This is a genomic window from Serratia sp. MMO-28, from assembly GCF_037199905.1.
In the GTDB taxonomy this organism is placed as follows: Bacteria; Pseudomonadota; Gammaproteobacteria; order Enterobacterales; family Enterobacteriaceae; genus Chania; species Chania oryzae.
The window spans coordinates 43860-62035 of record NZ_JBBCVB010000025.1 but is presented as its reverse complement, the minus strand read 5'-3'; the positions used below and the strand labels follow the sequence as shown (position 1 = coordinate 62035).

Genomic DNA, 18176 nt, shown 5'->3' with positions numbered 1-18176 from the left:
CGCTTTAAGATCCCCAAAAAACGCTGATTTATTCCCTTATACACCCTCAATAATTCGCCTGGCTGGAATGACTTTACCACGGGCTGATGTAAACAACGCTTATGCTGGCTGCAAGGTACGGTGATTCATGCGTTACTCTATTCCGTATCGCCGATATAAAAGGTTGACCTTTGGCGTTACCAGAGAGAAAAAGATACCCGAAAGATAAAAATAAGCACCGCATAGCGGCCTGACACAGAGCTGGACGTAAAGTATTTTCGTTTTTGTCTCCTTGCAAACTAACATTTTCAGTCGCTGAGGCCTTTTTTTAAAAAAAATAGGCTGAAAACCGGCTTACGATAGCACCTGATAGTGAAATCCCCCCTCTTTTATCCCCTCTTTTCGTCAAATTGACGTCCTCTATGCTGAGCGACGAGCTCAATCTGCAACCGATTGTTAAATATTTATTATTAAGGTAATTATTATTTAAATTCAGTATGTTGCATAAAAATCTTTGCCTAATCATGGCTCTTCTTAAGGCAGCGTTAGAAAACCTCACCAACAAAAAAGAACATCTTAATACAAAATAATACAATAAGATCAGCAAATTACACGAAGAAATCACTTAAGACCTTTTTTCACCTCAAAAATAATCTAAACAGAGTTGAGAAATTCTGCCACGAAACCTGCTGGATGGCCCTTTCCTCGCTTAACGAGCTAAATAATATTAATTCATTAAGAAATTTCTTCGAACACCCCTAGTATTTGTCTCAACGAACGGGGAGTGATGCACAGAGAGTTCAGTAAAACGTTCTCTCAATATTTCAACCTTGCAGGTCACCAGTCTGCAGTATTGATAAATAGGTTTCACTCTCTAAAGAAACTAACGTAACAGTGATGGGTGTATGAAAGATAAAGTTTACGGTTTTTTGATTGATGACGAAGTGATACTCGACATTAACAAAAGAAGACTGGTTCGCTTTACCGATGAGTCTTCTGTCAATGCCATGACCATCAGAATGGTATCGCTTAATTCAAACCTGGTGAGATTGTTGAGTTTATTATTGATGAGCAGTAATGACACTATGGTTTCGAAAAACGACATCTTAAATCATGTTTGGGAAGAACATAATCTGTCTTCATCCAGCCAACGTTTATGGCATGCCATAAATGAATTAAAACGCAAGTTGTCGGCGGTTGGCCTTCCCTCTGATTTTATATTGAACGTGCGTGACGGCGGTTACTTTATTAATAACCACCAGGTTACCACACTCTTTTACGGATAAACGTTGCCTGTCAAGCTCCAGGCATAACATACACATCCATATTAAATGGATATTAACCAGGCTCTTTTAATGCCATCAAGCATTGAAAGGGTTTATTAAACAACACAAGGTAAGTAGAAACAGATATGAAAAAATTAACTCTCATTGCTTCACTGATCGCTGCATGTGGCTCAGTTGGCCTGGCTCAAGCCGCCTCTACCGGCACCATCACCTTTAACGGTGAACTGACTGCCTCCACCTGCGACGTTATTGTGGACGGTAAGGCTGCCGATGCCACTATTATTCTGCCTACTGTGGGTATCAACCAGTTAAACGCCGCAGCAAAAACCGCGGGCCGCACCGGTTTCATTATGGCGCTGAATAACTGTACCGGCACCTTGAAGACCGCCTCTGCCTTCTTCGAAGCTGGCGCTTCTGTCGACCAGGTCACCGGGCGTCTGAAGAGCACCGGAACCGCAACCAACGTCGCACTGCAACTGCTTGATGGCTCCAAGGCTTCACCCGCGGTGATCCAGGCCGGTAACCAGAACCAACGTACCAACACCCAGTTTGTCAGCGTGGCCACCGGCAGTGCCAACCTGCCTTATGCGGTGGAATATTATGCCAATGGCGCGACTACGGCCGGTACCGTGATCAGCACCGTGGTGTATTCCATCCAATATAAATAAGTACCCTGGGCGAAGATTATCTCCCACCTTTTTATAAATGACTCTGCCCTATTAATAACTGGGCATTACATAGATATCTATATTTAATGGATATTAACCGGGCTCTTTTAATTTAAAAAATTAAAAGAACTTATTAAACAATACAAGGTAAGTAGAAATAGATATGAAAAAATTAACTCTCATTGCTTCACTGATCGCTGCATGTGGTTCTGTTGGCCTGGCTCAAGCCGCCTCTACTGGCACCATCACCTTTAACGGTGAACTGACTGCCACCACCTGTGACGTTATTATTGACGGTCAATCAGCCAATGCCACGGTCACACTGCCCACCGTAGGTATCAACCAATTGACCGCAGCGGCAAAAACTGCAGGCCGTACCGGCTTCATTATGGCGCTGAACAACTGTGCCGGCACCCTGAAGACCGCCTCTGCCTTCTTCGAAGCCGGTGCTTCTGTCGACCAGGTCACCGGGCGTCTGAAGACCACCGGGACCGCAACCAACGTCGCACTGCAGTTGCTCGACGGCTCCGGTGCGCAAGCGGTGATCCAGGCCGGTAACCAGAACCAGCGCACCAGCACCCAGTATGTCAGCGTAGCCACCGGCAGTGCCAACTTGCCTTATGCGGTGGAATATTATGCCAATGGCGCGACCACGGCCGGAACCGTAACCAGCACCGTGGTGTACTCCATTCAGTATAAATAAGGTCAGGGGGGGTCCCCCCCCGCCTTATTAACACCGTTCAATATCGTTGAATAACGGATAAATACTCGACAAGTCGTTTAGTTACTACGTCCCATATTATTCAGATAATAGGTTCTGAAGGAATTTTTTATGTCAAAAACTTTACACCATGATTTCCAGAGCCTGTTATCTCCCTTAGCACTGGCCGTTCTCTCAACGCTATTTATCGGCAACGCGAATGCAGCAACGCCTGCCGTTGCCGAGAATGCAGAGTTTGACCCCGTGTTCCTTAATTTGGTTAGCGCTCAACCCGTTGACCTCAGCCGCTTTGCCCACGGCGCTTCCGCGCTGCCTGGAACCTATCGCACTGCGGTCTACGTGAACGACGCGCTGATTGACAACCGCGATATCGAATTTAAAGCCCGGGCCGACAAGTCAGTCTACCCCTGCCTGACGACTGAGCTGATTAAAAATATCGCCTTCAATTTCGACGCGCTGCCAGCCGATTTCCTGACGCCGGCAACGCCGGGGGAGCTTTGCCTCGATCTGCAGAAAAAACTGCCGGAATCCAGCGTCACTTTTGACAGTAACGAACAGCGCCTGGACCTGGTGATCCCCCAAATCTACATGCTGAAAGCCGCCCATGGCACCGTCAGCCCTGAGCTCTGGGACAGCGGTGTTCCTGCCATCCTGTTGGGCTATAACGTTAACGGTTATTCCAGCGAGTCACGCGGCAATACCTTTAACTCTCTGTATGCCGGAGTTAACGCTGGGGTCAACATGGGAGCCTGGTATCTGCGCCACAACGGTGCCTACAACTGGATGGACAGTGGCGAAAATAAGTACAGCAATATCAATACCTACCTGCAGCGTGATATTCCCCTTATCAAGGGGCAGGCGCAGATTGGGCAGTCTAATACGCAAGGGCTGCTGTTTGACACGCTGCCGTTTACCGGTGTGCAACTGGCCAGTGACGAGCGGATGTTGCCAGAGTCCCTGCGCGGCTATGCCCCAGACATTCGCGGGATCGCCCGTACCAACGCTCGGGTAACGGTGCGCCAGGGTGGTCAGGTGCTGTATGAAACCACCGTCACCCCCGGCCAGTTCCTGATCAACGATCTGTACCCCACCGGCTACGGCGGCGATCTGGATGTCACCGTGCGTGAATCCGATGGCACCGTACAGACGTTCCGGGTCCCCTACGCTTCGGTAGCGCAACTGCTGCGCCCAGGGGCTTCCCGCTATACCTTTACCGCCGGTGAACTGCGCAATGACAGCATTCGGGGTAAGCCAGCGCTGTACCAGGGCACCTACCAGCTCGGGTTGACCAACGCCATTACTGGTTACGGCGGCTTCCAGGCCAGCCAGCATTACTATGCCCTGCAGCTCGGTACTGCAGTTGGCACGCCGATTGGGGCGGTTGCCTTTGACGTGACCCAGGCTCGGAGCCATCTGGGAAGCAGCACTGATGCGCAGGGGCAACCCCTGTCGGACAACACGCTCAGTGGGCAGAGCTACCAGATCAGCTACAGCAAGGCCATTACCGAGACCAACAGCAACCTGTCGCTGGCGGCCTATCGTTTCTCGACCGACGGGTACATGGATTTCATGACCGCCATGCAGACCCGCGATGCGGTGGCACAGGGGTATTCCGTAGACTCGGTATGGCGAGCGAAGAACCGCTTGACCGTCACCGCGGGCCAGGGGCTGCCAGAGAACTGGGGCCAGCTGTATGTCAGTAGCTCGGTGCAGGACTACTGGAACCGGGACGGCAGCGAGAAACAGTATCAGGTGGGATACAACAACCAGTATAAGCAGCTGTCGTATGGTTTGAACGCCAGCCGGACCTATTCGAGCCTGGGCAGCACCCAGACCAACTACCTGCTCAGCTTCAGCCTGCCGCTGGGGCGCAACGATCAGATGCACACGCCGCAATTGCGTCTGGATCTGTCGCATGACACCAGCGGGCGTACCGGGCAACAGGTCGCGCTCTCCGGCAGCGCCGGTGCTAACAACCAGCTCAGCTATGGCGTGACCGCGATGAATGCCAATCAAGGTAGCGGCACCAGTGGGACAGTCAGTGGTAACTACCGCACCCCGGCCACCGCCATGAGCGGTACCTACAGCACCGGCCAGGGCTACCAGAGCATTTCAGCGGGTCTGAACGGGACGGTGGTTGGGCATGCGGGTGGTGTGACCTTTACGCCATACACCTCCGATACCATGGCCCTGGTGGAAGCGAAAGGAGCAGAAGGGGCAAGCGTCTCTTCCTACCCGGGCGTCTCGGTAGACTCACATGGGTATGCGATCGTGCCGTATCTGACTCCGTACCAGTTAAACGAAATCAGCCTGGATCCGAAAGGAACGGCGGCAGATGTGGAACTGGACAACACCACACAGAAGGTGGCGCCGTACTCGGGGGCCGTGGTGAAAGTAAAGTATGCCGTAAAACGGGGTCAACCGATCCTGATCACGACGACCTACCAGGGGCAGCCAGTGCCGTTCGGGGCCGACGTGTTGGATAGCCAGGGTAACAACGTGGGTTCAGTAGGCCAGGGGGGCCAGGTGTATGCACGTGTGGCTGAGGAGAAAGGGCTGTTACAGGTGAAATGGGGTGACGGCAGCGAGATGCAATGCCGGGTGAGTTATCGCTTACTTCCACAAGCGAAGCACAGTACCGCCACCGCGATCCAGAGCTTCAACTCGGTATGCCAGAGTGCTAATGGCACTTCAGGAAAGCGTTAAGGAAAAAAGGGCGAGCACTATTGATTAGCGCCCCTCATTGAGCCCTGGTTTGTTATTACATATAACGCTGCAGGTTAAAAAACCCAATCATTATATTGATATGAGTAGTTATGAAAACCGAAAAAACAATTTATCTTCAGCATACATGCGCATACACTCGAGTAGGCATTGATTTTATATTAAAAGAGTTATCGAATAACTTATGCGTGAATTTAATTTCCAACACAAACTACGCCTACGCAAATAATGATTATGACTTGCAGAGACAACATGCCGACTTCTTTATTTTAGGGCTGCAAGGAAACAGTAACCACGGAGAGGTACTTAACTTTGTTATCAAATGGTTACCCATGCACTGCCCTCAGGCAAAAGTGATTATTATGGCGCAAACCCACTCCATCGGAACGCTAAAAGACTACCTGTTAGGCCTTGGAAACGTTGTTGCGGTATTGGATAGTGCAATAAAAACCGAAGAATTACGGGAGTCTCTGCGGACGATTATTATAAACGCCCAAGATATCGAGCCCAGAAAAAAACAGGCTATGCCACTGACGCACCAAGAGATTAGGGTACTGGAAAACCTGTTGAAGGGAATACCCGTATTGAAAGTGGCAAGAGCCCTGCGGATAGATCAGAAAACGGTCAGTCGCCACAAACGAGCGGCGCTGAATAAACTAGGGATATCATCACTACATGGCTTAATGAAATGTGGCAATAATACCCACATGATGAATGGCTTACTGAGAGGAGAGGATTAGGCTCACCAGGGTGCCCGAAGCAAAAAATGACTCCCTATTTTCGCCTCTCGCCATGAGCTGCCACTTGTTATTAGATCGTCACTGCCTGGTGTGCTTCTATGGCTAATTTAGTCTACCCTATTTAAGACAAGTGGTAGATTTCAGGGGAGTAACCTCTCCACGTCAATACAATTTCTGGGAGTTGATGATGAAGATAGCCTTTTGCCATAGACGTCTAGCGCTTAGCCTGACCCTGCTAATCGTATTCAGCACCCAAAGTCTGGCGAGTGTAGTGATCACAGGTACCCGGGTGATTTATCCGTCCGATGCCAAAGAAGTCAGCGTTAAAATCAATAATGTGGGGCCTTCACCAGTCCTGCTCCAAAGCTGGATTGATAAAGGAGATGCCAATGCGCAGCCTGCCAATATCCAGGTGCCTTTCGTATTAACTCCCCCCATGAACCGCGTCGAAGCGGGCAAGGGGCAAACTCTGCGTATCAGCTATGCCGGCGGCACCTTGCCGATGGACAAAGAGTCCGTGTTCTGGCTGAACGTGCTCGAGGTTCCAGCCAAGAAACAGGCCAAAGCCGACGAGAACTTCCTGCAGATGGCCTTCCGTTCGCGCATTAAGCTGTTTTATCGCCCAACGGGGCTTGAAGGCAATGCCAACGATGCGGCTAAAGCGGTGACCTGGCACGCGCAGGGCGACAGTTTGCAGGCTACCAATCCCACGCCTTTCTTCGTGTCCTTTGTCAGCCTTAAGGTGAACGGTAAACAGGTTGAAGGGGATATGGTCGCACCGCGAGGCACCCTGGCCTTTAAGCTCCCCGCCCATGCTGGCAATACCCTGACCGGGGATTTTGTTAATGACTACGGCGCAGTGACGCCGTTTGAAGCCGTCATTAAATAACGAGAATGATTCTGGATTGCGTTTGGCGGGCGATCGCTCTCAGGAGCTGATACTGCAGCGTTCAAATCTGTCGGTAGGTGAGTGGGAATTCGCTGCTATCCCAACTCGCCTACTGTCATCACTAATAGTAGTTAATGGTAAAGGTTACAGAACCATTGGCTTTTCCCGGTGTTACCGATGAGCTGGTCTGTATATATCTGGCTCGCATCGGCAGCACATATCCCGTCGTAGTGCTATTCGGCATAGAATAGTTAATTCCGGCACCACCAAAAACGATAAAGTTTGTCGCGGCGTCGCCTACATTCCCATGAGCCATCTGTATACCTATACCAGAGGCACTCGGGGTGCCTGGCGTAACTGCCATTATTCCTTTGGTATTGTCAATAATGGATGTGTTGGGATTTAAAACCAGACCCAACCTATTGGTAATGGCTGGGCCAACCCCTGCCGGGGAACCACCTGGAGCGGTATATGTTTTTTGTACGTCATTTAGCGTCCCATAAAACCTTGGGCAATTAGTTAACTTGATGCTTGCGTCAACCCAAGGCGTAGTATCGCCAACTGTTTTAAACGTATTGTTAATATCGTAGGTTCCCAATGGGACATTCACGTCAGGAGTGGTACAAGTACTGGAGGTAATATTAAGCAAGCCTGTAAAGGTAACCGTAGTGACGCCAATTTGGGGAGTAAGTGGTGTCTGAAAATAAATCTGTACCGTGGGTAGATTTGCACTATTGATGGTTCCAGGAGTAATGTTACCTATCTTTAAAAAGACCAGGTCAAACTCAAATCCATTCTGTGCGAGCCAATTGTTTGCACCTGTTGTTGTGCCTCCCCATGGATTATTAGTAAACGGAATAGCATTGGATGCATTGCGTACAGCAACGCCGACACCCGGTAGCCCAGTTTCATAGACTTTTCCACCGTAGGGCGAACCCGACCAGCTTGATAAAGGACGAGGGGTCGATGAGAATGTCCAGCTAATTGTGGGTCTGTAGGCTGTAGAAGGAGTATCACAATTTACAGTGATCCTTCGTGAAGGGTTAAAATAGAGGTTATACAGTACCGTACCGTTAGCTGCATCGGGACCAATGAAAATATTGCCACCTTGTAAAGGTGCGGTTGTAACGAGCGCCCCTTCGGTTGGGGACAGATTACAGGTAAGTGCCAAGCTTGCATTGGAGCTAACTACCGTGACAACAACCATAGAGAAAATAATATACTTTTTTTGAAGTTTCATGGTGACTCCTTTGAATCACAACTTGCCAATTATGAAAACTTTCACAAACAGTAACTATATCATTCAGATAGCATCTAAAAATGCAGCCACCCGTTGACGACAAAAAATCGATAGCCTATACGTTAAAAATATTTCAAGGGAAAAGAGTAAAAAATGAACTCTGTAGAGACATTACGCCCCTACAGAGCTACAAGGTAGTTTTCAATATAGCCTTAATTATGAACTTAGTAATAATTTATAGTAAAAGTCACTTTGCCATCCGCACGGCCAGGTGTCACCGCGTTACTCGTTTGATAATACCTTGCTGAAAGCGGGATCTTGAACGTCGTTGCCGTCGAGTTTCCCGGCGTATAACTATACGTTTGATTCCAATTCATTGGCTGTGGTGAAGCCGATTTATCTCCCCAGGCTAACTGAATGCCAACGCCCGTCGCGGAACCGGTAGAACTTGTTACATTCATGATCCCTCTGGCTGTATCCCAGATGCTATTTTGCGGCGTCAGATTGACATTTAAGACATTCGCTACTGCGGTATTAACCGTTGTTGCTCCAGACCCAGGAGAGGTATTAAAGGAGGTATTATTATAATAACCATAAAAACGAGGGCAATTATTCAGTACTATGGAGGCATCCATCCAAGGGGTTGCTGTACCTACCGCATTAAAGATACTGGTTTCATAGGAACCCAGAGGGACATTCACATCAGGCGTGGTGCACGTTTGAGAAACAATATTGAGTGACCCAGCATAGCTGAGGTTGTAAATCCTGATCACAGAGTTAGATACGCTTGGATCTGGCCCAAGATTTAAACGAACCGTCGGCAGTGAGCCTCCCGTAATCGTTCCCGGCGACACTGCACCTATTTTAATTAAGCTAAGCACCGCATTGATTCTTATGCTAAAACTATAATAACCCGTACCAGAATAAGTCGTAGTAAAGGCTGTGGTAGGGATGGCCTGGTTGGATAAATCGCTCGAAATCGCCACCCCGATACCCGGTACTGAGGTTTGGTATACGCGGTTAGGGAAAGGGGTGCCATTCCAACTAGCTAACGGCATCGGGGTACTATTGTATTCCAGGTTTTGTGGCACACTAAAAGCACCTGCACCACAGGTGAAAGAAGACGCGCTTGTACCTGGATCCTTAAAATCAAGCCGATAGATAACGGTGCCGTTGGGCATATCGGGCCCCACGGTAATATTAGCCGGCGCTAAGGTCGTCACAAAATCACGAGCAGTAAAACTATTCGCTGAGCAGGTGGCCGCAGAAAACACATATTGACTGCAGCTCAGCAATACACTTCCTAAAATTATTTTTTTTAACTTATTCATATCGTTACTCCCTTCACGATCAAGATATACTGACATTAGGCAATGCATGGCCCTACACCAAAGTGCTACTCAGGGTAGATTTGCATTAGGTATTTAGTGATTCAGAACTCGCCTAATATCGATGGCTATGGTGACCGCTTGCTCTGTAGATTGCATTCATAAATGCATATTCCGCTACAACTTTCACTTTAGTATAAACAGAATGATTGGCTTGTGACGGCTAATGGTGTATCAGTAACCTGTTATTCGCAATTTATTTTGACGCTCTTTTCAATTATTGGGAATAATCATGGTACCAGGACCAGGTTGCATCGCTTGAAGCACTGGCTTCTAAGAGTTTTCAGGGCATCCGCACAGCTTTTCAAAGTCATATAAAGCCGGTGAGGTCCACATGCCCCCCTTACGGCAGGCAGGCTTATGGAGGCTTTGACAGCCTAGTGTTGTCAGCCCGTGGCCACTTTAAGGATGATGCTATCGATAGCAACGGCATAAACCAGATTAATAAAATCGCGTACAACAACTCGTAAAATAATGCATTCTGATTTTATTACTCATTTTAATTTTGACTAAAAAATGGGGAAATAAATTATACCACCGGGATTAATCTTTAATCGTTAAATAAAATAAATATCACCATTGGCATAATCGTTACTGGTGGTTTTAATACCAGCGATAATAAATAACCAGCACACTACGTACGCGAAGATAACTTCGCGCTATTTCCCCTTTAGACCCTATACGGGAATTCAAAACTGAAGCCGGGAAAATCCATGAAAACTGGCGTTATCAAAAGAAGCGACAGAAACAGCGCAGGAGGAGAAATGGGGTCAGCAGTACCCGATGGTGCTCCAGCCGTGGCGAAGGAAATAGGGGAGTCTGTCGCATGACTTCCGGTATCTAGCAGTGATTGCTTAACGTGACACAGAATTATGGACATACTCTTGTTTTTTGCTTATGGAATACATTCCAAATTCAAATAAATAGGATAATACTCATGCTACTTTTTGATGAAAAATCTTAACGTTATGCTTAATCTAGCACTCCAACTCTTGGCCTTGATCATGGAGTGAATAATGGCTTGTCACTTTATCCGATGGGATACGACCTCGGAGACATTGAACACTTATCGGCTATCCAGCGATCTGCTTGAAAAAACGCTAAACTTCTCTATTAAACGCCGCAGGCGTTTCCTGCAAGGCCGGATCCTGCTGGCTGAAATGATGTTCTATCTGTATCGCCTGCCCATTTTGCCCCCCATCACCACCACGCCCACCGGGCGGCCCTATTTTGTCGAACCCCATTTACCCGACTTCAGCTTTGCTTATGCAGGCAACACGGTGGGCGCATTGCTAAGCCTTGAAGGCAAGGTTGGGTTAGATATTGAAGTGATGCGCGCACGCGGCCGTAATCTGCAGCAGCAATATCAATCCGTTGCCGAACACGCATGGATTGACGCGCAGGACGATCGGCTAGAGGCTGAAACTCAGCTCTGGAGCATTCGTCAGAGCGTGCTGAAACTTTCCGGGCTGGGTAACGATGAGCAAAGAACGCTGCATCTGCACCCCTTTTCTGGGCATTTACGTTCCAGCACGACGCCGAATGTGCAGGTCATGAGCGACGCTGGCGAGTATTTGAGCTGGGCCTGCGCACGCTCGCCGGGATTGGACCGCCTGATTTGCTGGCAGTATGACGATCAACGAGGTTTGCAGAAAAGCGGTGAAATCTCATCGCGTAGCCCGTCTCCTTCGACACACTTTCTGAAGCTGACCAGCCTGGCAGCACGATAACAGGGTCTGTTACTGCCTCTTCATGGCGAACTATCTGAAGTAAAACTTTTTTAAAAAATTAATTCCTACACTGAATTGTAAAAACAGATAAACATGTACAATTAGCCTGTTATCTGTTGAAAAATTGTCCTACTATCTGCCAGCTGTTTTATTCCCTCATCTTCTAAGCTGCAGTGCTCATCGGCTGCAGCTTAAGCCGGGGGTATAAGCTGAATCTGTTCATTAGCAAGGGGAGAATCATCACATGTCAGAGCAAGCACTAAAAATCGTCACTTTGCTGGGCAGTCTGCGTAAAGGTTCTTATAACGCCATGGTCGCCCGCAGTTTACCCAAGCTGGCACCGCACGGTGTCACCATCGAAGCACTTCCCTCGATTCGCGATGTCCCTCTTTATGACGCAGATCGACAGCAAGAAGACGGCTTTCCAGCCGCCATTGAAGCGATTGCAGAGCAGATCCGCCAGGCTGACGGGGTGATTATCGTCACGCCAGAATATAACTACTCGGTTCCCGGTGGCCTGAAAAATGCCATCGACTGGCTGTCTCGCCTGCCCAATCAGCCGCTGGCCGGCAAGCCGGTTGCTATTCAAACCAGTTCCATGGGGCCGATAGGCGGCGCACGTTGCCAGTATCATCTGCGCCAGATCCTGGTCTTTCTTGATGCCATGGTCATGAATAAACCCGAATTTATGGGGGGGGTGATCCAGAGCAAGGTTGATGAGCAGGCGGGGGCATTGGTGGATCAGGGTACACTGGATTTTCTGGCCGGCCAGCTGTCTGCATTCAGCGATTATATTCGTCGCGTGAAGTAAACTTTCTTGCGGCGTCTTTTATACAGCAAACAGGAAGGCGCCGCTCTTGGAAGTGAACGCACCATTTCATGTCGTAGAACACAAAGTAACACTATTATGCGTTTTTTTATTTTAGCCATCATCATGGCTTTCACCACCAGTTCGCAGCTTGCTGCTGAAATGCATTATCCTGCCGGAGAAGAGCCGGTAGAGCTTCCCCCGCACAGTTCGCTGAATGCGCTGCTGCCGCGGCTAGCCTATAGCCAAGAAGATAGAAAGACCGAGGCTATGTCGTTGTATCTGACGCTGATGCGTGAAGATGATCGGAACGTCTGGGCACCTTATCAACTGGCCGCCTCCTCGGCAGAAAAGGGCCAAACCGAGCTTGCGGAACGTTACCTGCAACTGAGCGCCAAGCGCGGGTTGTGGTATTACTATAATCTGCTGGAAGACAGCGCATTCGATAGTATTCAGCAAGGTGAAACCTACCGTTCCATCCTTGCCGAAACCAAGGCGCGCTACCTGCAATACGCTGCGCAATTTGAAGGTAAACCCTCTTATGCCGTCCCCAACGGGGAACCACCGCCTGGAGGCTGGCCAACCATCGTCTACCTGCACGCCTATGGTCAGGCTGCCGCAATTCATCCACAAGACCGATTACTGTTTGCGGAGGCCGGGGTCGCCTACATTGAGCTGAATGGCACCCAGATGCTGGCAGAGAACAACTTCCGCTGGTCAAATTACAGCGATGAAAGTACCCAAAGCGCTATCCAGCGTGCTCTACAAAAGTTAACGCCGGTATTGAAGCTTAATCCCAAGCAGGTATACCTGACTGCACGTGGGCAAGGAGCTCTGCACGGTGCAAATCTGATGGCCAAATACCCGCAGTTTTATGCGGGTGCCCTGCTGGTTGCTCCAAACGGCGAGATCGCTCCGGCCAAGCATTCATTGGCCGAAAATAAGCGGATTATGATCGCGTATTACGATCGGCAGAATTTCGACGATCAGGCTATGGCACTGTATTTCGCCGATCTGTTCAACGAAAGTAATCAGGTCGAGCTTGAGCATTTTGCCCAGGGGGAGGATGCGATCGGTGGCTGGCAGGTGCGTTTTAACCAGCCATTACGCTGGGTGATGGGCAAAACCGCGGATGCTTCTCCGGGGTTCTGATGTAAAGAAGCCCAGCAAGCTGGGCCTCTTTTCTGCACTTAATGCCCGTCAACAAACGCGATTTTAAGCACAAACAGCAGCGCTACCACGACCACGCACGGGCTGATCTCGCGCCAGCGGCCAGTGCCGAGCTTCATCACGCAGTAAGAGATAAAGCCCAGCGCAATGCCTTCGGTAATCGAGAAGCTGAAAGGCATCATGGCGGCGGTGACAAAGGCCGGAACCGCTTCGGTCATGTCTTCCCACTTCACGCGCGCCAGGCTGGAGGTCATCAGCACCCCGACGTAGATCAACGCACCGGCAGCGGCATAGGCGGGCACCATCCCCGCTAACGGCGACAGGAAGATCACCAGCAGGAACAGAATCCCCACCACCACCGCAGTGAGGCCCGTGCGGCCACCGATGGAAACGCCAGCGGAGCTTTCAATATAGGCCGTCACCGAAGAGGTGCCGATAAATGAACCGGCGACCGAGCTGATGCTATCAACGTACAGCGCCTGCTTCATGCGTGGGAATTGACCTTTATCATCCGTCAACCCGGCTTTATCGGTCACGCCAATCAATGTGCCTGAAGAGTCAAACAGGTTAACCAGCATAAAGGCGAAGATCACCCCAGCCAGGCTGAGATTCAACGCGCCAGCCAGATCCACCTGCCCCACCACGGTAGTGATATCCGGCGGCATGGAGAATACACCACCGTATTTCACATCACCCAGCATCCAGCCGATCAGCGTAGTGACCACGATGGAAACCAGCACCGCCGCATGGATATTGCGTGAAGCCAGCACCGCAATGATAAAGAAGCCCAGCGCCCCAAGCAGCACGCTGTGGGAGGTCAGGTTACCTACCGCCACCAGCGTATCCGGGTTAGCCACCACAATACCGGCATTCTTCAGCCCCATCATGGCGATAAACAGGCCGATACCACTGGTGATACCCACGCGCAAACTCAGCGGGATATTGGCAATCATCCAGTAACGAATACGGAACACGGTCAACAGCAGTAGGCCAACGGCGCCCCAGAAAATCGCCCCCATGCCAACCTGCCATGAAATCCCCATCGCCCCTACCACCACAAACGCGAAGAAAGCGTTCAGGCCCATCGCCGGTGCCAGCGCGACCGGCAGGTTAGCCAGCAGCCCCATCAAGATGCTGCCGAAAGCGGCGATCAGGCAGGTGGTCACAAACACCGCCTGAGTATCCATGCCCGCCGCACCCAGGATCTGGGGGTTAACGAACACGATGTATACCATGGTTAAAAAGGTGGTAATACCGGCAATCGTTTCCGTTCTTGCCGTAGTGCCATGTTGCTTGAGTTTAAACACACGCTCAAGCAAGCCTTGCTTTGCATCAAGGCTGATGTCTTGTTTGCTCATTATCAGAATTCCGAAGAGGGGAATGGACTGTCGGGCGCTATCCTATAACAAAATGTTGCCGTTTTGACCTTGCTCACAGGCTTTTTTCACCCGCTTTTTGGCTGAAATTTTCAACGGCTTGTATTTATTGATATTCATCGTCAATAAATGTTTAAAGGGTCGCAATCCTGCACAATCCGGTTAAAGTGGCAACAATCACGGCTTAATTGAGGACCTTACCCCCATGAATCAGGTTGAATGTGTGTTATTTGATTGCGACGGCACGTTAGTAGACAGCGAAGTTTTGTGCAGTAAAGCCTATGTGCACATGTTTGCGCACTTTGGCATTACGCTCGCGCTGGAAGAGGTGTTCAAGCAATTCAAAGGGATAAAACTGTACGAGATTATCGAACAGGTGAATGCCGAACAGGGTGTGAATTTACCGGTCAGTGAGCTGGAGCCGGTTTACCGCCAGGAAGTCGCGCGCCTGTTTGACGCCGAGCTGCAACCCATCGCCGGGGCACGCGAGCTGTTGGCGCAGATGGCAGCGCCAATGTGCACCGTTTCCAACGGCCCAGTGAGCAAAATGCAGCATTCGCTGGGGCTGACCGGCATGCTGTCCTATTTCGATGACCGGTTGTTCAGCGGCTACGATATTCAACGCTGGAAGCCCGATCCAGCCATCGTGTTCCACGCGGCAAAACAGATGCAGGTGCCGGTTGAGCGCTGCATTCTGGTGGATGATTCCGCAGCCGGTGCTCAGGCGGGTATTGCTGCCGGGATCCCGGTGTTTTACTTCTGCGCCGATCCGCACAATAAACCGATCGCGCATCCGTTGGTGACCACGTTTGACGATCTGGCCCAGTTACCCGCGCTGTGGCAACAGCGTGGCTGGCAGCTTACGCGTTAACCACGGCGGCCTCAGTCGGTTCCCCCCGACCAATCTCTGCCCGCAGCCAATCGTGGAAGTAGCGCACGCGCGGCAGTTCCCGCTTACCGGGCGGGATCTCCATCCAATAGCCGTTGGTGCTTTTCAGCTCCAACGGTGAAAGCAGCACCAGCAAACCACTGTGCAATTCATTGCGGATCATCATTTTATCCAGCACCGCGTAACCCGCGCCGGTGATACAGGCATTGATCACCTGATCCTGGGTACTGAACTCCAACCCCCCTTGCTCCTGCACTTCTGTGCGCCCAGCCGCCGCCAGCCAGCGTTGCCAGGTATCCATACGGTTATCGCCATTAAGAATATGCAGCTGCGGCTGCGTATTCAGCGGGGGGAAAACACCGTTAATCATCAGCAACGGGCTGCCCACCAGCACCAGTTGTTCATGGCACAGCCATTCATCGCCAAAGCGCTCTGCCCACTCACCAAAACGCACCGCGCAGTCAAAATCGCAGTACTTTTGCCGCGCTTCGCTGATCAGGGCGATCTGCAATTGGCTATTGCGCTGACGCAGCGTAACCAGGCGCGGAGCCAGCCAACGGGTGGCGAACGTGGGGGCCACCTGCAACCGCAGGTGCTGTAAAGGGTTGTGCAACTGCACGTGGCGCACGCCTTCTTCCAGAATGTCCAGCGATTGCCGCACCACCGGCAGTAGCAGCATGGCATCCTGAGTCAGCGCCAGGCCGCTGTGGCTACGCACAAACAGTAACTTACCGAGAAACTCCTCCAACTGCTTGATCTGGCGGCTGGCTGCACTCTGAGTAATAAACAGCGCTTCAGCTGCTTTGCTGAAACTCAGCGTCCGGCAGGTTTCTTCAAATACGCGCAACATACTGAGCGATGGCAGCTTTCTCACGATCCACAAACCTCTGCATCATTTCCTTGATTGTTAACGGCATGTTGCCAATCTGGTGGGTTTCATGCCTACCCGCAGCATTTATCTCCGTAAAACCAGAGGCAGATCACATGCATTTTCCGCTGAGGGGTATGACTAAAACGCACTCGCTTAGCGCCCCCCTCGCTGCCACATTGTTAACGCAATAAAAACAAAAAACCAACATCACACCTACAGACCCTAAATAACTCAAGTTGCAGGAGCAAGTAGCGCACCTGCAGCGTGAAGTATGACGGGTATAAACACCGCTCCAACAGGAGGACAGGTCAATGCAACATCTGACACAACAATCTATCCGTATGGATGACGTGCCGTTAAACCGTTTCCATATCAAGATCGCGGGGCTGACCTTCGGCGCCCACTTCACCGACGGCTACGTACTGGGCGTTATCGGTTTCGCTCTGGCACAAATCAAACCGCAAATGGGTGTTTCCGCTTTCTGGGAAGGAATGCTAGGGAGCTCCGCCCTGATCGGTTTGTTTATCGGTAGCCTGATGTTTGGCTGGATTTCCGATTACATCGGCCGCCAGAAAATCTTCTCTTTCAGTTTTATTATCATCACGCTCGCTTCTGCACTGCAGTTCTTTGTGAACACGCCAGAACAATTATTCCTGCTGCGCGTAATGATAGGCATCGGCTTAGGGGGGGATTTTGCGGTAGGGCACACCATGCTGGCCGAATTCTCACCACGTAAACATCGGGGCGTGCTGCTCGGCGCGTTCAGCGTGGTCTGGACATTTGGCTACGTTGGCGCAGGGATCGCCGGCCATTTCCTGACGGCGACCGGCCCCGATGCGTGGCGCTGGTTGCTGTGCTCCTCCGCGCTACCGGCGCTGGCGATTCTGCTGATGCGCATCGGCACGCCAGAATCACCACGCTGGCTGATGGGCAAAGGGCGGCGTGAACAGGCGATGGCGATCGTACATAAGTATTTCGGGCCGAACGTGGCGCTCAACGATGAAGTACAGGCCGTGTCTCAGCAGCGTTTTCTGTCGCTGTTCGGTGCCAAATATCGCCGCCGCACCGCATTCAACAGCCTGTTTTTTGTCTGCCTGGTGATCCCTTATTTCTCGATCTACACCTTCCTGCCCTCGATTCTGCAAATCATGGGGCTGGACAATAACTTTGCTACCGATCTGCTGCTCAATGGCCTGCTGATCGTTGGCGCGTTATTAGGGATCGTGCTCACGGTGATTTGTTCACGCCGCGGGTTCCTGATCGGCTCCTTTATCTTTCTTGCGGCCTGTCTGGTGATGCTGAGCCTGATCCCAACCAGCCAGACCGCTTGGCTGATCGCCATCTTTGCCGCTTTTACGCTGGTCATGTCGGCGGTCAGCAATCTGGTGGGCGTATTCCCAGCCGAAAGCTTCCCCACCGAAGTTCGCTCCATGGGGGTGGGTTTTTCCTTGTCAATCAGCCGGTTGGGTTCTGCTATCGGCACCAGCCTGCTACCACTCTCGATTGCACATTACGGTATGCCCGCCACGACCGGCATGCTGGCATTGATTCTGATTATTGGCGCAATTGTTTCCATCGCCTGGGCACCGGAAACCAAAGGGCTGACGCTGGTGGATGCCGCACAGGACTCACAGCCTCAGGCAGAGAACGCATTCGCCGCCGTAGCGAAATAACATCATCTTGAAAAACAGGAGATC

The 18176-nt window shown here is 50.8% G+C and carries 15 protein-coding genes; 11 read left to right on the top strand and 4 right to left on the bottom strand.

Annotated elements, in window-relative coordinates; all coding sequences use genetic code 11:
- Positions 1–884: 884 nt before the first annotated feature.
- From WG891_RS20240 to WG891_RS20215, 6 genes are all read left to right on the top strand, one after another.
- The gene (locus WG891_RS20240) at positions 885–1265 is read left to right on the top strand and encodes a winged helix-turn-helix domain-containing protein (RefSeq protein ID WP_337264253.1); all 381 of its coding nucleotides are present in this window, start codon (positions 885–887) and stop codon (positions 1263–1265) included.
- A gap of 125 nt (positions 1266–1390) precedes the next feature.
- A complete protein-coding gene (locus WG891_RS20235) occupies positions 1391–1933 on the top strand; it encodes a fimbrial protein (protein WP_337264252.1) in 543 nt (180 codons plus the stop codon).
- Between the two features lie 163 nt (positions 1934–2096).
- Positions 2097–2636, top strand: a complete 540-nt coding sequence (locus WG891_RS20230; RefSeq protein WP_337264251.1) for a fimbrial protein — start codon at positions 2097–2099, stop codon at positions 2634–2636.
- Positions 2637–2765: 129 nt separating this feature from the next.
- On the top strand, positions 2766–5360 hold the full coding sequence (locus WG891_RS20225) for a fimbria/pilus outer membrane usher protein (RefSeq protein ID WP_337264250.1): 2595 nt from the start codon (positions 2766–2768) through the stop codon (positions 5358–5360).
- Positions 5361–5470: 110 nt separating this feature from the next.
- Complete coding sequence (locus WG891_RS20220; protein ID WP_337264249.1) at positions 5471–6118, top strand: helix-turn-helix transcriptional regulator; 648 nt, start codon at positions 5471–5473, stop codon at positions 6116–6118.
- A gap of 187 nt (positions 6119–6305) precedes the next feature.
- Positions 6306–7007 (top strand): fimbrial biogenesis chaperone, encoded by a 702-nt coding sequence (locus WG891_RS20215; protein ID WP_337264276.1) that lies wholly within the window; start codon positions 6306–6308, stop codon positions 7005–7007.
- Between the two features lie 121 nt (positions 7008–7128).
- Here WG891_RS20215 and WG891_RS20210 read toward each other — a convergent pair whose 3' ends face one another.
- Together WG891_RS20210 and WG891_RS20205 are read right to left on the bottom strand one after the other, a co-directional pair.
- Positions 7129–8247 (bottom strand): fimbrial protein, encoded by a 1119-nt coding sequence (locus tag WG891_RS20210; protein ID WP_337264248.1) that lies wholly within the window; start codon positions 8245–8247, stop codon positions 7129–7131.
- A gap of 224 nt (positions 8248–8471) precedes the next feature.
- On the bottom strand, positions 8472–9578 hold the full coding sequence (locus WG891_RS20205; protein ID WP_337264247.1) for a fimbrial protein: 1107 nt from the start codon (positions 9576–9578) through the stop codon (positions 8472–8474).
- Between the two features lie 1073 nt (positions 9579–10651).
- Between WG891_RS20205 and WG891_RS20200 the strand changes: the two genes are divergently transcribed.
- The 3 genes from WG891_RS20200 to WG891_RS20190 all read left to right on the top strand — a co-directional run bounded on the left by WG891_RS20200 (position 10652) and on the right by WG891_RS20190 (position 13325).
- Positions 10652–11365 carry a 4'-phosphopantetheinyl transferase family protein gene (locus tag WG891_RS20200; protein WP_337264246.1) on the top strand — a complete coding sequence of 238 codons (714 nt, stop codon included), beginning with the start codon at positions 10652–10654 and terminating at the stop codon, positions 11363–11365.
- 244 nt (positions 11366–11609) lie between these two features.
- Positions 11610–12176, top strand: a complete 567-nt coding sequence (locus WG891_RS20195) for an NADPH-dependent FMN reductase (protein ID WP_337264245.1) — start codon at positions 11610–11612, stop codon at positions 12174–12176.
- Between the two features lie 96 nt (positions 12177–12272).
- Positions 12273–13325: a hypothetical protein gene (locus tag WG891_RS20190; protein ID WP_337264244.1), complete on the top strand. Its 1053-nt coding sequence runs from the start codon at positions 12273–12275 to the stop codon at positions 13323–13325.
- A 38-nt stretch (positions 13326–13363) separates the two neighbouring features.
- Here the strand turns inward: WG891_RS20190 and WG891_RS20185 are convergent, their stop codons facing one another.
- Positions 13364–14701 carry an NCS2 family permease gene (locus WG891_RS20185; RefSeq protein WP_076943846.1) on the bottom strand — a complete coding sequence of 446 codons (1338 nt, stop codon included), beginning with the start codon at positions 14699–14701 and terminating at the stop codon, positions 13364–13366.
- Positions 14702–14924: 223 nt separating this feature from the next.
- Here WG891_RS20185 and yieH point away from each other — a divergent pair, with 223 nt between their 5' ends.
- Positions 14925–15590, top strand: a complete 666-nt coding sequence (gene yieH, locus WG891_RS20180; RefSeq protein ID WP_076943848.1) for a 6-phosphogluconate phosphatase — start codon at positions 14925–14927, stop codon at positions 15588–15590.
- Here the strand turns inward: yieH and WG891_RS20175 are convergent.
- Positions 15580–16482: a LysR substrate-binding domain-containing protein gene (locus WG891_RS20175; protein WP_337264243.1), complete on the bottom strand. Its 903-nt coding sequence runs from the start codon at positions 16480–16482 to the stop codon at positions 15580–15582. The genes yieH and WG891_RS20175 overlap by 11 nt on opposite strands.
- A gap of 308 nt (positions 16483–16790) precedes the next feature.
- Here WG891_RS20175 and WG891_RS20170 point away from each other — a divergent pair, with 308 nt between their 5' ends.
- On the top strand, positions 16791–18152 hold the full coding sequence (locus tag WG891_RS20170; RefSeq protein WP_337264242.1) for an MFS transporter: 1362 nt from the start codon (positions 16791–16793) through the stop codon (positions 18150–18152).
- Positions 18153–18176: the final 24 nt, after the last annotated feature.